Source organism: Paraburkholderia sp. Ac-20342 (assembly GCF_017104985.1).
Taxonomy (GTDB): domain Bacteria; phylum Pseudomonadota; class Gammaproteobacteria; order Burkholderiales; family Burkholderiaceae; genus Paraburkholderia.
This window is the reverse complement of record NZ_JAAGPQ010000004.1, coordinates 23,604-38,208: the sequence shown is the minus strand read 5'-3', so window position 1 is coordinate 38,208 and position 14,605 is coordinate 23,604. Positions and strand designations below refer to the sequence as shown.

Below are 14,605 nucleotides of genomic sequence, written 5' to 3'. Positions count from 1 at the left end.
ACCATCAAGCGACCGGACGGCGGCGCCGAATCCGGCATTGGAGACAAGCATGAGTGACCTGGGCGTAGCGGCGGACAGTAGCCGCACAGGCAGCGACGATCTCGCGGCCATCATCCGTAAAGTCGCGTGGCGGCTGATGCCGCTCATCATGATCTGCTACCTGTTCGCGTTCTTCGACCGCATCAACATCAGCTTCGCGAAGTTCCAGTTGCAGAGCGATCTCGGTCTGTCCGACACCGCATACGGCCTCGGCGCGAGTCTGTTCGTGATCGGCTATGTGTTGTTCGAAGTCCCGAGCAACCTGTTCCTCTACAAGGTCGGCGCGCGGCGCTGGATCGCGCGGATCATGATTTCGTGGGGTCTCGCGACCGCCGCGATGGTGTTCGTCAACAACGAATGGCAGTTCTACGGATTGCGCTTCGTGATCGGCGCGATGGAAGCGGGCTTCGCGCCCGGCGTGCTGTACTACCTGACGCTGTGGTTTCCGACCGCCTATCGCGGCCGCATCACGTCGATGCTGTTTCTCGCTTCGGCGTTTTCGGGGCTCGTCGGCGCGCCGCTCGCGGGGCTCGTGATCGGCCATCTGGACGGCGCGCTCGGCATGCCGGGCTGGCACTGGCTGTTCCTGCTCGGCGGCATGCCGTGCATCGTGCTCGGCGTGCTGGTGCTGCTGCTGCTGAAGGATCGCATCGAGGACGCGGGCTGGCTGTCGGCCACGGAAAAGACCGTGCTCTCCGCGCAGATCGCGCAGCAGAGCCGTCATCCCGCAAGCGGCCATTCGCTGATGGGCGCGCTCAAAACGCCGGGCTTTCTGACGCTCGGGCTCGTGTACTTCCTGATCCAGATCGCCTCGTACGGACTGAATTTCTGGGCGCCGCACCTGATTCACGTGGCGGGCACGAAGAACCCGACCGTGGTCGGTCTGCTGACGGCGGTGCCGTATGTGTGCGGTGCGATCTGCATGGTCGTGGTGGGGCGTCTGTCCGATGCGAGCGGCGAGCGGCGCAAGTTCGTGTTCGGGCTGCTGCTGATGTCGGCAATCGGCTTCTTTGCGGCGGGCTACTTCGACAAGCAGACCGCGTTGCTGGTCGTCGCGCTCGCGGTGATGGGCGCGGGCGTGGTGGCGTCGATCCCGGCGTTCTGGGCGCTGCCGCCGAAGCTGCTCGCGGGAGCCGGCGCCGCCGGCGGGATCGCGCTGATCAACACGCTCGGCCAGTTGGGCGGGATCGTGAGCCCGGTGATGGTCGGCCGCGTGAAGGATCTGACCGGCAGCACGACGCCGGCCTTGTACGTGATCGGTGTGCTGAGCGTCGTGTGCGCGCTGATCGTGCAGTATGGCCTGCCGGAGTCGCTGCGGCGCCGGGAAACCGAAACCACGCAAAGATGATGGCGCGGGCGGGACGGCGGGCTGCGTCGGACGAGGCGCCCCGGCCCGCCGCCCCGTTGCCTGCTGCCGAACCTGAGAGAGATACGCCTGCTGCGTCAATCACTTGGCAGGACTATGCGCAGGTTGTCCACAAGCTTGTTCCCAAAATATGTGGACAACTCCATGTCGAGGACGATGGGTGTTGTATGGTGTCCCTGGCAAAGCGGTCGGGCCGTGCGGTTTGTCGGGCGGCGGCGCAGGCTGCCTACGCCTGAACCGCAAGCCGATAATGCCGCTGCGTCAATGACTTGGATGGCCTATGAGAAGGTTGTCCACAGCCTTGCCAACATTTTACGTGGACAAGTTTCCACATCGGCTTGAGCTCAGCGATCCTCAATACCGGGTATGGGCTTCGCGTTTCCTACCTCAATTCCCGCCGCCACCCGGGCTCATCCTTCAATCACCCGCCCATCACCTGCCGATACACGCTCGGCGTCACCCCCGCGCTCTCGCGGAAGCGATGGCTGAAGTGGCTCGCGTTCGCATAGCCGCACTGCTCGGCGATTCGCGCGAGCGGCAGCGCGGTCGTGCGCAATAGCGTGCGCGCGCGTTCGAGCCGCTGCTGCGCGATCCACGCGGCGGGCGGCAGACCGAACGACTCGCGGAACATGCGCGCCAGGTGGAACTCCGAGAGCGCCGCGACTTCCGATAGCTCGCCGAGCGTAAGCGGCTGCGCCAGATGGCTGTCGATATAGTCGCGCAGCCGCCGGCGCGTCGCGACCGACAGCCCGCCCTTCGGCGAGACGCCGGTGCGCCGCACGCCTTGTCCGCGCAACAGCAGGCTCAGCGCCTCATGCGCGGCTTCGTTGGTGCGCAGCAGGCCGTCGGGGCTTGACCAGTCCTCGTTGACGAGCGACTGGCACAGCGTCGAGAGATGCGGGTCCTCGAAATAGGTGCGATCGGCGAGCGTCAGTTCGCGCGGCTCGCGGTCGAGTTCCTGCACCGCGCGCCGCGTGAAGTGCTCGGGCAGGAAGTACAGGTGCATGAAATGCATGTGGCCGCGCACCCACCAGCGCGATTCGTGATCGCCGGGCAGCGCGCACAGCCGCGACGGCGCGCCGTAGTGGCCCGGCATTTTCTGGCGCTCGGTGCGGTAGCCGCCGTCGAGATAGCACGACAGCGTGTGATGGCCCGGCCGCTCGTAGACGGTTTCGGCCTCTTTTGTGTTGCGTGTCCAGAGCGCGATCGCGAGTCCGTCGCCGAGCCATGCGAAGCGGTCCAGATTCGCGTTGGCGCTGGCGAGCGTATGACAGACCGACTGCAGACCGAACGGCGTGCCGGCAGCGGAGATCTCGGGGATAGACGGGCTGGCGTTCACGGCGGCGAGCGGACGATGGGCGGCGAGTAGTGGATGGCTGAGCGGCCAGTATACGGCGAGCCTCGCGAGGCCGCCCAGCGCCGCGAAAATGTGCGCAATCCTGGACAAGTCCGGACGGCGGCGCGGCGGCATAGTCGGGTTTTCGTCATCGCGGCTTACCGTGGCTTGCCGCGTGCCATGGCCGACCACGGATTGCCGACCCGGGCTCCATCATGAATCTGCTGCTCTATGTTTCGACCGTGCTGATCTGGGGCACCACCTGGATCGCGATCAAATGGCAACTCGGCGAGGTGCCGCCGCCCGTGTCGATTGCGTGGCGCTTCTGGATCGCGGCGGCGCTGCTGTTCGCGCTGCTGCGCGTCATGCGCCGGCCGATCTGGCCGCCGCGCGCCGCGTGGCGCTATCTCGTCGCGCAGGGCCTCGCGCTGTTCTGCCTCAATTTCCTGTGCTTCTACTACGCCGAGCAGATCGTGCCGAGCGGTCTTGTCGCAGTCGTGTTTTCCACCGCGCCGCTGCTGAACTCGATCAACGGCCGGCTGTTCATGGGCCGTCCGCTGCAGCCGACGGCGATCGCGGGCGCGCTGCTCGGGCTCGTCGGCATCGTCTGTCTGTTCGTGCAGCAGATGGCCGGGCACCTCGGCGATCACACCGCGTGGCTCGGGCTCGGCGTCGCCTTGCTCGGCACGCTGTGCTTCTCGGCCGGCAACCTGTTGTCGAGCCGCATGCAATCGATGGGCCTGCATCCGTTCGCGACCAATAGCTGGGCGATGCTGATCGGCGCCGGCATCCTGACGATCGGCAGCCTGTTCGCCGGCTACTCGTTCGCGCCCGATCTATCGCCGCGCTATCTCGGCGCGCTCGCCTACCTCGCGGTATTCGGCTCGGTGATCGGCTTCACGGCCTACCTGATGCTGGTCGGACGCATGGGACCGGAGCGCGCCGCGTACTGCACGGTGCTGTTTCCGATCGTCGCGCTGGCGGCGTCGACGATTTTCGAGGGCTATCGCTGGTCCGCGCTCGCGGTGGTTGGACTGCTGCTCGTGGTGGCCGGCAACCTCGTCGCATTCGATCTGACGCGGCGCATTTTCGTGCGGCGTACGGTGACGGGGTCGTGAGCGGGGGCTTCACCGCCACCGCTTAAGGTGAGGATGTTCGGGAGCGGAAAAAGCCTCTGCATCGACATCGGGTGAGTGTTTCCGGGAGCCGGTTTTACCGGCTCCGATAACCGACGAATGCCGGGGACACGAATGGACGGCGGCGCACGATCGGTATATAACAACGTGACAGGTTCGTTCACCGATGCATCAACAGGAGCGATGTTTCATCATGACGCAAGACGTTTCTCCCAAGCCGCCTTCCGATGATCGCCCCGGGATGGAGCAGCTCGACGCGGCGCTCAGCCATGTCGATCAACAGGTATCGTCGGGCAACATCGCGTCGGGTGCGGCGAAGGGCATTGTGTATAGCCTGATCGAAACGCTCGGCGCGCTGGTCGGCGATCCCGATCTGCCGGAGCATGCTCGCTCGGGTTACGAAGGACTGCTGGAAGCCGCGCGCGAGTTGCGCGCGAAGCTCGAGCACTAAGGCGGATTACCGGATGGGCCGTTGATGAGGCCTTGAAGCGGGCCTTTGAAGCGGATCGTTGAAGCGTCCATCTGCCTTGGCGCCTCACGAGCGCTGTCCACGATAAAAAAGCGCACGGTGTCATTCACCGTGCGCTTTTTTTCATGTCTGCTCAGCGGCCTGACCGCCGGGTAGCCTGACCCGTTACCCGAGGCGGGCGGCCGCCAGCACTTCGCGCTTGGTTTCGAGAATGTGCTGTTCGAGCAGCGTCACGACCTCGTCGACGGCGCGCCGCTTGCACGCGTCGAGAATGCGGTAGTGGTCGTGCTGCACGTCGTCCTTTTGCGTATCCAGCGACATCCGCAGATGCGGATAGCGATTCGTCGTGCTCAGGCAATACTCCTCGATCATCTTCTTGAGCCGCTCGTTATTCGACGGCGCGCACAGCGCCAGATGGAATTGCCGGTTGCACTCCGCCCATTCGGGCGGGGTCGTGGCGATGTCGTACGAGGCGAGGATGCGCTTCATCAGCTCGATGTCGGCGGACACCATGTTGGGCACCGCGAGCTTCGCCGCATAACTTTCGAGCGCGGCGCGAATGTCGAGCAGCTCGCAAATCTCGCTCGTCGACATCGCGATCACCACCGCACCGCGATTCAGCTGATAACTGACCAACCCTTCCGCTTCGAGTTGCCGCAACGCTTCCCGGACGGGAATCCGGCTCGCGCCGAAGCGCTCCGCCAGATTTTCCTGGCGCAGCTGCGTACCGGGCGGCAACTGTCCCCGCAGGATTTCATCGCGCAGTTGATCCCGGATGGACTGCGGCAGCGATCGTTGCTCTGCCTTGGCCTGCACTGTCGTCATGGGTAAAAGCCGGTCGTGCGCCGACCGACGAAAAAAGTTGTCGTCAAAATTGTGGGTTGCTATGATTGTATCCAATCAATGCATCTATGGATAAATATCACCAAGATGTGAATCCAATATGTCGTCGCACCAAAGCCTGGAAAACCATGCCCGATGCACCCGGAGACAAGCAACCCATCTTAGCGTATGACCCGGCTCGTCGGAGCGCGGGCCCGGTCCGCGTGTGCGCCGATTTCAGATGAGCAAAAAGCAGTGCCCAACGGCTGACGGGCGCCGCGCGGATTACGCGCGGTGAGCCTTCTCGTGCCATTTCATAACGAAGACATAACGAAGACGAAGAGGAGCATCAGATGAGCATTAGCATGAAACACATCGCATCCGGCGTGGCCGCCAGCGTGCTCTGTTTGACCGGAGCGAGCGCGTTTGCGCAGCAGGCGCAGGACGTGAAGATCGGTTTCGCCGCGCCGTTGACCGGCGGGCAGGCGCACTACGGCGAGGATTTCCGCAGCGGCGTGACGCTGGCGCTCGAAGACTTCAATGCCACCAAGCCGGTGATCGGCGGCAAGCCGGTGCACTTCGTGCTCGATGCGGCCGACGACCAGGCCGACCCGCGCACCGGCACGACCGTCGCGCAAAAGCTCGTGGACGATGGCGTTGCCGCTGTGATCGGCCACTTCAATTCCGGCACCAGCATTCCGGCGGCGCCGATCTACGCGAAGGCCGGCATTCCGGAACTCGCGACCGCCACCGCGCCGGCTTACACCGCGCAAGGGCTGCCGACCACCTTCCGCCTCGTCACGTCCGATGCGCAGCAAGGCGGCGTGCTCGGCAAATACGCGGTGGAAGACCTGAAGTTCAAGCGTTTCGCGATCGTCGACGATCGTACCGCGTACGGCCAGGGCGTGGCGGAAGAATTCGCCAAGGCGGTCAAGGCGGCGGGCGGCACCATCGTCGCGCAGGAGTTTACCAACGACAAAGCCGTCGATTTTCGTGCCATCCTGACCCACATCAAGCAATCGGACGCCGACGCGATTTTCTACGGCGGCGCTGACACGCAAGCCGCGCCGCTCCTCAAGCAGATGCGTTCGCTGGCGATCAGGAGCGCGCTGATCGGCCCAGACATGATTCACTCCGATGAACTGCTCAAGATTGCCGGTCCTGCGGCTGAAGGCGTGCTGGCGTCGTCGGGCGGCAGTCCGCTGGACCAGATGCCGGGCGGCAAGTCGTACGTCGACCGCTACAAGAAACGCTTCGGCACCGAGGTCCAGCTGTATTCGCCGTACGCGTACGACGGCACGATGGCCGTGCTCAACGCGATGAAGAAGGCCGACTCGGTCGATCCGCACAAGTATCTGCCGGTGCTGAAAGCAACGCAGATGAAGGGCGTGACGACCAACGAACTCGCCTATGACGATCACGGCGATCTGAAGTACGGCGGCGTGACCGTCTACAAGGTGAACAACGGCGCATGGGCAGCGCTGCAAACGGTCGGCACGAAATAACCGCTGCGGAACGATCCGTTAATCGTGCCGCTGGCGCTGTATCGCGGCGTTGGCGGTAACGAGGCGGTCGAATCCGGCGGTGAGACTTGGGCGGTGAAAATCGCGGCGCAAGGAAGCTTAAGGTTTCCTGAGGATCGTCCACCGGTTCGCGACCCGTGCCGCATGGCCCCGCGTGCGGCGCGGCGTTGACTCCAGACCCCAGCGCGCGAATCGCGGGCGATGAATCTCACGCGCCCAACGCCACCGCTTCCTCGCCGACCGCCGCCAGCAGTTGATGAATCTGCGCGACCACCGCCGCGCCTTCCCCCACCGCCGCCGCCACCCGTTTCGTCGACCCCGCGCGCGCGTCGCCGATCGCGTACACGCCCTTGACCGTGGTGGCGAGATCGCAGGCCGCGGCCGAGCCATCCGTGCCGACGCCGGTCAGCACGAAGCCCTTTTCGTCGAGCTGCACGCCGCAGGTGCGCAGCCATTCGGTGTTCGGGTCCGCGCCCGTGAAGAGGAACAGATGCCGCGTGTCGAGGCGGCTCACGCCATCGGGTAGCGGCTTTTTCAGCGCGACCGAGACGAGTCCGTCCTCATCGCCGTCGAGCCGGCCGATTTCCGAATTCGGATGCACGAACACGTTCGGCAGCGCGCGGATACGGTCGATCAGGTAGCGCGACATCGTCGCCTCGAAACCGCTGCGGCGAATCAGCACGTGGACCTTGGCCGCGTGCGTCGCCAGATAGACGATCGCCTGGCCGGCCGAATTGCCGCCGCCCACGAGCACGACTTCCTGGCGCTTGCAGAGCTTCGCCTCGACCGGCGAGGCCCAGTAATAAACGCCGCGTCCGTCGAAGCGTTCGAGCCCTTCGAGCGCGGGCCGCCGGTACACCGCGCCGCTCGCGATCACGATCGCCCGCGCGCTGATATGGCCGCCGCACTTCAGTTCGAGCCGGTACGGCGACTGGCCGCACTGGAGTGCCTTCACGTTGACCGGAATCGCGACGTGCGCGCCGAACTTCTGCGCCTGCACGAAGGCGCGGCCCGCGAGCGCCTGGCCCGAGATGCCGGTCGGAAAGCCGAGGTAGTTTTCGATCCGTGAGCTGGCGCCCGCCTGGCCGCCCGGCGCGCGGCTGTCGAGCACGATCACCGAAAGCCCTTCGGAAGCCGCGTACACCGCGGCGGCGAGGCCCGCCGGCCCGGCGCCGACGATTGCCACGTCGTACACGTGCGAGTCGTCGAGATCGGGCAGGAGACCGAGGCAGGTCGCGAGTTCCGGCATGCTCGGATGACGCAGCACCGAGCCGTCCGGGCAGATCACGAGCGGCAGGTCCTCGCGCTGCGCGGCGAATTGCCCGATCAGACGCAACGCGTCTTCGTCGCGCTCGTCGATTACCGAATGTGGATGGCCGTTGCGCGACAGGAAGCCTTGCAGCATCACGAGCCGCGCGTCGTTGCTGTTGCCGATCAGGATCGGCCCGCCCGCGCCTTTTTCGATCAGCGAGACTCGCCGCAGGATCAGCGCACGCATGATGCGCTCGCCGAGTTCCGCCTCGGCGACGAGCAGCGCGCGCAGACGCTCGGGCGGGATCAGCAGCGCCTGCACCGAACCGAGCGCCATGCCGTTGACGAGCGCCGGCTTGCCCGACAGTTGTCCGACTTCGGCCAGAAAATGTCCCACGCCATGCTCGCCGATCACGACCTCGCGGCCGATGCCGTCGCGCTGATACAGCTTCACGCTCCCTTCGAGCAGCACGAACATGCCGGGGCCGGGCTGACCGGTCTCGAACAGCAGTTCGCCGGCCTGCCAGTGACCGGTCTCGCCGAAGCGGCGCAGCCGGTCGATTTCCGCGCAGGTGAGCGCGGGGAACATCTGGTGCATGCGCGTCGACAGCGACGAAAACGGCGCGTCGGCGACGACTCCCTGCTGTCCGTCCATCTCTTGAGTCGAAACGTCCTGAGTCGAAAGCATTGAACCGCTCCTTCGGTGTTCATTGAACGATTGAACGGAAGGCGAAGCGGCGCGCGGGCACGCGCGAGAGCCGCGCGCGCCGTGCTAGACGGCTTTGGGCGCGATGTCCTCGACCGCGACTTCCGCCTTCGGCGCGTCGGGCAACGCATCCACCGGCTCGCCCGAGTCGCGCCACGCTTCCATGCCGCCGCGCAGCGGCAGCACGTCGGAGAAACCGGCCGCGCTCAGTTGCTTCGCCATCCACGCCGCGGAAATCTCGTTCGGGCAGGAACAGTAGATCACCAGCTTCTGGTCGTGCGGATAATTGGCGACGATGTTCTCGAGATGCCGCTCGTCGGCGAATTGCGCGCCGGGAATCACGAACGGATCGAGCTTGCGTTTCTCGTCCGAACGGATGTCGAACACGACCGGCGCGTTGCCGGCCGCGAACAGCTTGCCGAGTTCGTTGACCTCGATGCGTCCCGACTCGAGCGTCGCGAGCAACTGGCGGCGCCGGATCCACCGGTATGCCGCGTACAACAGCAGCAGCGCCACGACGATGAGCGCCGCGGTGCGGCCGAGCCGGCCGGCGACCGCGAACAGCATGTCGATCTGCCGCGAGAACAGCGCACCGATGATGAGCCCGGTGCCCGACCACAGCGCCGCGCCGATGCCGTCGTAGCTGAGGAAGGTGCGGTAGCGCGTGCCCATGGCGCCCGCCATCGGAATCGACACGATCGACAGGCCCGGGACGAACTTCGCGATGGCCAGCACGCGCACGCCCCAGCGGCCGAAGAAGCGCTCGGTTTTCTTCACGCAGGTGTCCCGCGAAAGCGACAGCCGGCAGATCGTTTTCAGCGTATTGCCGCCGTAGATGCGGCCGGCGAGATACCACGCGCTGTCGCCGATCAGGGTGGCGAAGATCGACAGCACGAGAACGGGCATCAGTTGCGTGCCGACGGAGCCGGGGTGCATCGCCGCCATCGCGCCGAACAGCACGAGTGACGGCATGGCCGGCACCGGCAGCCCGAGTGCGGCGGCCAGCACGTTGACGAATACGAGCGCGGGGCCGTATTGCTCGACGAGGTCATGTAGCATCGGTTTACGTCCGTGGCCCTTGCGGGCGCGTCACGGTGAGGAGAGCAAAGGGGAATGCAAGGATTATGGACGCATTTTCGAGGCGTGCAAACGACCCGGACGCGTGCCCGTCATGCACAGGTCGAAACGCGGTCATGGCGCGCCGGGGGCTTGGCGCTCGCGTGCGGAAACGATCGTAAAAACGCGCGCGCAGGCATGCGGAAAAGCGTCTTCTATTAGCCGCCGCGGCGGAACAACGATGCGCGGTTTGGCGCTCGCGGACAGGGCAGGCGCGAACAATGCCGCCTACCCGCATCGGCCGCGGGCGCGCGATGCGGGCAACGCATGCGGCGCTCGTGTGCCGCATGCCGGTTTTACTGACGATGATTGTGTTGCTCGCCCGGCAACTCGGCGCCGTGCGCGCGGATCGCGGCAATCAGTTCGGCGGGCGTGATTTCGTAGCGCACTTCGCGATGTATGCCCGGTTTGCGCTCATCGACTTCGATCAGCAGGATGCCTTTGCCGTCTTCGGTCGATTCGAGGCGCAGCGAGCGGAGTTCGCGCGCCGTTGCGTCGTCGTATTCGGTGAGCAGGGCCATTGACCCGGAGGACCCGGTGATGCGCATCGAAGTTGTCCTTCTTCCGTTGTTGATCGAATCATTGTACGGGCAGGCGCGCGTACCGTCTGCCGCGCCTGCCCGCCGTGCATGTCCTTCTCTGTCACGCCCGGGTTGTGCTTGAGTGTGGCGCCGCCTGTATGGTGACCCCGGTGCGTTTCAATCAGTTTAACGCGACTCCCCGCTATGACGACTGCATTTTTCATGCTCCTCGGCGGCTCGCGATGTGTGCGCGGTTGTCATGCGGGTGACGTGCGGGCAAGGTAGATGAGGCAATGCATTGCGGTACGGGTGCAGCGCGCAGGAGAGCTTACGGATCGTCAGGACAGCGTAGCGGCGGCTCCCGTATTGACTCACCGTTGGCTGTTCGTCCTGCGGCTCGCAACGCCTCGTATTTCGTCCACCTGCGCCACGATCAGCAAGACCATGAAAAAATGGCCCGTCCGGATAAGCGGACAGGCCGTTAAACGCCGTTGTTACTCGGGTCAGGCTGCCCTTGCAACGATTGGGCGCTGACACTCCCATCCTCTTGCTTCAGTGGCGGCTTGTCGAGGTGGGAGTAATGCCGATCTATCAGATCAATGCGGCGGGGCCGGTAAAAACGCCCGCGCCCCGTGCGAACCGATGCGGTTGAACCGCAGTTGGAGCGGGGTTAAACCAGGCCCGTTGCGTAATACACGGTGATGACGAAGAACACGGCCAACGTCTTGATGACCGTGACCGCGAAGATGTCGCGATACGACTGGCGATGCGTGAGCCCCGTCACCGCGAGCAGCGTGATGACCGCGCCGTTGTGCGGCAGCGTGTCCATGCCGCCGCTCGCCATCGCGACCACGCGATGCAGCACTTCGAGCGGAATATGCGCGGCTTCGGCGCCCTTGATGAACACGTCCGACATCGCCGCGAGCGCGATGCTCATGCCGCCCGACGCCGAGCCCGTGATGCCCGCGAGCGTGCTGACCGACACGGCCGCATTGACGAGCGGATTGGGGATGCTCTTCAGCGCATCGCCGACCACGAGGAAGCCCGGCAGCGCCGCGATCACGCCGCCGAAGCCGTATTCCGACGCCGTGTTCAGCGACGCGAGCAGCGCGCCCGCGACCGCCGCCTTGGTGCCGACCGCGAAGCGCTGGCTCACGCGGCCGAACGCGGTCACGACGACCATCACGATGCCGAGCAGCAGCGCGCCCTGCACGGCCCAGATCGCGACCACGGCCTTGACCGTCGTTTCGACCGGCGCATGCAGGCCGGGCAGGATGTCCGGCGTGATCGTGTAGGTCGGGCCGTACCAGGTCGGAATCCAGCGCGTCAGCAGGAAGTTCGCGACGCCGACCACGACGAGCGGCGCAACCGCGAGCAGCGGATGCGGCAGCTGCTTCGACTCGACGCGCTCCGGTTCGTTGATGAGCTCCGTGCCGTAGCCTTCGCCGGTCGCCATCGCGGCGCGGCGGCGCCATTCGAGATACGTCAGGCCGACCGCGATGATGAACAGCGAGCCGATCACGCCGAGCGTCGGCGCGGCCCACGAGGTCGTCTTGAAGAACGTCGTCGGGATGATGTTCTGGATCTGCGGCGTGCCGGGCAGCGAGTCCATCGTGAACGAGAACGCACCGAGCGCGATCGCGCCGGGCATCAGGCGCTTCGGAATATTGCTCTGGCGATACAGTTCGGCCGCGAACGGGTAGACCGCGAACACGACCACGAACAGCGATACGCCGCCGTAGGTGAGCAGTGCGCACACCGCGACGATCACCGCATTCGCGCGCGAGCGGCCGATATAGCGGATCGCGGCTGCGACGATCGCTTCCGAGAAACCCGACAGTTCGATGACCTTGCCGAACACGGCGCCGAGCAGGAACACCGGGAAGTAGAGCTTCACGAAGCCGACCATCTTGTCCATGAAGATGCTCGTGAAGACGGGCGCGACGGCGGCGGGTTCGGTGGCGAGAACGGCGGCGAGCGCGGCGATCGGCGCAAACAGGATGACGCTGTAGCCGCGATACGCGGCGAACATCAGGAACGCCAGCGCGGCGAGGACGATGACAAAGGACATTGAGTCTCCAAAGCTTGGTTGTTCTGCATGTAGGCCGCGCTGACGACACGGCGGGGCGGCGGCGAAAGCGCGGCTCGTGCCGTGCCCGATGGCGTGAGCCGGACGCTTGTGACGGCATCGCGAGGCAACGCGGCCGATTGTACAGAAACGTCTCCGATTCGGGACGTCATTGTGCTGAAGATAGCCAAAACCTAGGATAAACCTCAATAAAACAGGCTTTGCCGCGTGTCTCTAAATGGAGATAATCGTGTCCACGAAAAGAGACAAAAACAAGCACTACGATACGTGGAGACAGCGACAGCATGATGACCGACTGGGCGGGCTTGCCCGCCACCTACGGCGACGTATTGCGCCGGGCGATGGATTCGCTCTTTCGCACGTTCGAGAATTTCAGCGAAGGCACCTTCATCGTCGACGCGCAAGCGCGCGTCGTCTGGATCAACAAGCGCTACGCGGCGCGCTTCGGCTTCCCGGACCCGCAGCAGGCGATCGGCCGCGATTGCGAAGCGGTGATCCCGAACAGCCTGATGCGCGAGGTCGTGAACACCGGCAAGCCGATCCTGCTCGACATCATGGAGACGGATCGCGAACCGCTCGTCGTTACGCGCCTGCCGCTCAAGGACGACACCGGCGCGACGATCGGCGCGGTCGGCTTCGCCCTGTTCGACGAACTGAAGGCGCTCACGCCGCTCTTTTCGCAGTATTCGCGGCTGCAGCAGGAACTGATCGCGACGCGCCAGTCGCTCGCGCAGGCGCGTCGCGCGCGCCATACGTTCGGCAGCTTCGTCGGCACGAGCGCGGCGTCGCTCGAAGTGAAGCGCCAGGCGCGGCGCGCGGCGCAACTCGAAGCGCCGGTGCTGCTGTCCGGCGAAACCGGCACCGGCAAGGCACTGCTCGCGCATGCGATCCACGGCGGCTCGGCGCGCGCGCATCGGCCGCTCGTGAGCGTCAACGTCGCGGCGCTTCCGGAGACGCTGCTCGAAGCCGAACTGTTCGGCGCCGCGCCCGGCGCGTATGCGGGCACGGACCGCAAGGGGCGCGTCGGCAAGTTCGAGCTTGCCAACGGCGGCACGCTGTTTCTCGGCGAAATCGGCGATCTGCCGCTGCCGTTGCAGGGCGCGCTGCTGCGTGTGTTGCAGGACAAGGAATTCGAGCCGCCCGGCTCGAACCGGATCGCGCACGCGGACGTGCGGATCATCGCGGCGACCTCGGTGGACTTGCCCGCGCTAGTCGCGGCCGGGCGTTTTCGCGCGGACCTGTTCTACCGGCTCAACGTGCTGACGATCCACGCGCCCGCGCTGCGCGAGCGTCCGTCCGATATCGAAGCGCTTGCGTATGCGATGCTCGAAGACCTCGCGGCGCAGACGCGCGGCGGCGCTCACTTCGAATTGCAGGACGACGCCTTGCGCCTGCTCTGTGCATACGACTGGCCCGGCAACGTGCGCGAGTTGCGCAACACGCTCGAGCGCGCGGTGATGCTGTCCGACAGCGAGCGGATCGACGCGCGCACGCTCGCGCCGTTCCTCGGCGCGGGGCAGGGCGGCGCGTTTGCCGCCGTCTTGCCGAAGGCAGCCGGGCCGGCCCATGCCTCCGGTGCCGCGGACCTCGCGGATATCGCCGCCGCACCGGCCTTATGGAGCGACGCCATGGCCGCCTACGAGAAGCGTTTCCTCAGCGATGCGTTGCGCGCGAACGGCGGCCGTGTGATCGACACCGCGAAGCAGATCGGCATGGGCCGCGCGACGCTGTACAAGAAGATCGCGGCGCACGGCATCGAGGTCTGAGCGGCGCGTTCGAGCGCATGCCGCCGCAAGTGACGCAGTGCGAGTGCCGCGTGGCACAATCGCGTGATCGAACAACAAGACGTGATCGGGGCATCCAATGAAACGCTGTCTTTCTCTCTTCGCGCGCCGTTCGGGCATCATGCTGGCTGCCGGTGCGGTCGTCGCACTCGGCGGTTGCAGCAGCAGTGCGCCGTTGTTTCTCTCGGATGGCCGCGCGACCACGCTCGTGCAATGTCCGGTCGGCTCCGACTCGTGTTCCCAGCAGGCGAGCGCCAGCTGCAGCGGCGCATACGACGTCGTGCGTCAGTCGAGCGAGGGCGGCACGCTCAGCCTGATCTACGCCTGCCGCGCGAAGTAACCGGCACGCCAGTCACGCCAACGCCGCGCCGGTGCAACGCCGGCGCCGCCCGTACAGTCGCTACGGCACCGGCGCTTTCTGCGGATTGCGATCCAGTAAAACATGCG

At 65.5% G+C, this 14,605-nt stretch carries 12 protein-coding genes; 6 read left to right on the top strand and 6 right to left on the bottom strand.

All coding sequences use genetic code 11. The annotated features are described in order from the left end of the window. Positions 1 to 49: 49 nt before the first annotated feature. Positions 50 to 1,387: an MFS transporter gene (locus tag G3N58_RS02505; protein ID WP_205998399.1), complete on the top strand. Its 1,338-nt coding sequence runs from the start codon at positions 50 to 52 to the stop codon at positions 1,385 to 1,387. A 439-nt stretch (positions 1,388 to 1,826) separates the two neighbouring features. Here G3N58_RS02505 and G3N58_RS02500 read toward each other — a convergent pair whose 3' ends face one another. Continuing rightward, positions 1,827 to 2,744, bottom strand: a complete 918-nt coding sequence (locus tag G3N58_RS02500; RefSeq protein WP_205998441.1) for an AraC family transcriptional regulator — start codon at positions 2,742 to 2,744, stop codon at positions 1,827 to 1,829. Between the two features lie 212 nt (positions 2,745 to 2,956). On the opposite strand from G3N58_RS02500, the gene G3N58_RS02495 reads away from it, so the two are divergent. Together G3N58_RS02495 and G3N58_RS02490 are read left to right on the top strand one after the other, a co-directional pair. Next, positions 2,957 to 3,859, top strand: coding sequence for an EamA family transporter (locus G3N58_RS02495; protein WP_205998398.1), 903 nt, complete (start codon positions 2,957 to 2,959; stop codon positions 3,857 to 3,859). Between the two features lie 211 nt (positions 3,860 to 4,070). Next, entirely contained in the window at positions 4,071 to 4,328 is a 258-nt protein-coding gene (locus G3N58_RS02490; protein ID WP_167038975.1) for a hypothetical protein, read from the top strand. Positions 4,329 to 4,511: 183 nt separating this feature from the next. Here G3N58_RS02490 and G3N58_RS02485 read toward each other — a convergent pair whose 3' ends face one another. After that, positions 4,512 to 5,171 (bottom strand): GntR family transcriptional regulator, encoded by a 660-nt coding sequence (locus tag G3N58_RS02485; protein ID WP_205998397.1) that lies wholly within the window; start codon positions 5,169 to 5,171, stop codon positions 4,512 to 4,514. Positions 5,172 to 5,521: 350 nt separating this feature from the next. Here G3N58_RS02485 and G3N58_RS02480 point away from each other — a divergent pair, with 350 nt between their 5' ends. Then, on the top strand, positions 5,522 to 6,673 hold the full coding sequence (locus G3N58_RS02480; RefSeq protein WP_205998396.1) for a branched-chain amino acid ABC transporter substrate-binding protein: 1,152 nt from the start codon (positions 5,522 to 5,524) through the stop codon (positions 6,671 to 6,673). A 226-nt stretch (positions 6,674 to 6,899) separates the two neighbouring features. On the opposite strand, the gene G3N58_RS02475 is transcribed toward G3N58_RS02480, so the two are convergent. From G3N58_RS02475 to G3N58_RS02460, 4 genes are all read right to left on the bottom strand, one after another. Next, a complete protein-coding gene (locus G3N58_RS02475; protein WP_205998395.1) occupies positions 6,900 to 8,630 on the bottom strand; it encodes a cyclic nucleotide-binding domain-containing thioredoxin-disulfide reductase in 1,731 nt (576 codons plus the stop codon). Positions 8,631 to 8,714: 84 nt separating this feature from the next. After that, positions 8,715 to 9,707, bottom strand: coding sequence for a DedA family protein/thiosulfate sulfurtransferase GlpE (locus tag G3N58_RS02470; RefSeq protein WP_205988999.1), 993 nt, complete (start codon positions 9,705 to 9,707; stop codon positions 8,715 to 8,717). A 353-nt stretch (positions 9,708 to 10,060) separates the two neighbouring features. Continuing rightward, on the bottom strand, positions 10,061 to 10,312 hold the full coding sequence (locus G3N58_RS02465; RefSeq protein ID WP_008921056.1) for a hypothetical protein: 252 nt from the start codon (positions 10,310 to 10,312) through the stop codon (positions 10,061 to 10,063). Between the two features lie 643 nt (positions 10,313 to 10,955). Continuing rightward, the gene (locus G3N58_RS02460; protein ID WP_205998394.1) at positions 10,956 to 12,356 is read right to left on the bottom strand and encodes a GntP family permease; all 1,401 of its coding nucleotides are present in this window, start codon (positions 12,354 to 12,356) and stop codon (positions 10,956 to 10,958) included. A 302-nt stretch (positions 12,357 to 12,658) separates the two neighbouring features. On the opposite strand from G3N58_RS02460, the gene G3N58_RS02455 reads away from it, so the two are divergent. Both G3N58_RS02455 and G3N58_RS02450 read left to right on the top strand, forming a co-directional pair. Next, positions 12,659 to 14,140, top strand: a complete 1,482-nt coding sequence (locus G3N58_RS02455; RefSeq protein WP_205998393.1) for a sigma 54-interacting transcriptional regulator — start codon at positions 12,659 to 12,661, stop codon at positions 14,138 to 14,140. Between the two features lie 97 nt (positions 14,141 to 14,237). Beyond that, the gene (locus tag G3N58_RS02450) at positions 14,238 to 14,498 is read left to right on the top strand and encodes a hypothetical protein (protein WP_167038987.1); all 261 of its coding nucleotides are present in this window, start codon (positions 14,238 to 14,240) and stop codon (positions 14,496 to 14,498) included. Positions 14,499 to 14,605: the final 107 nt, after the last annotated feature.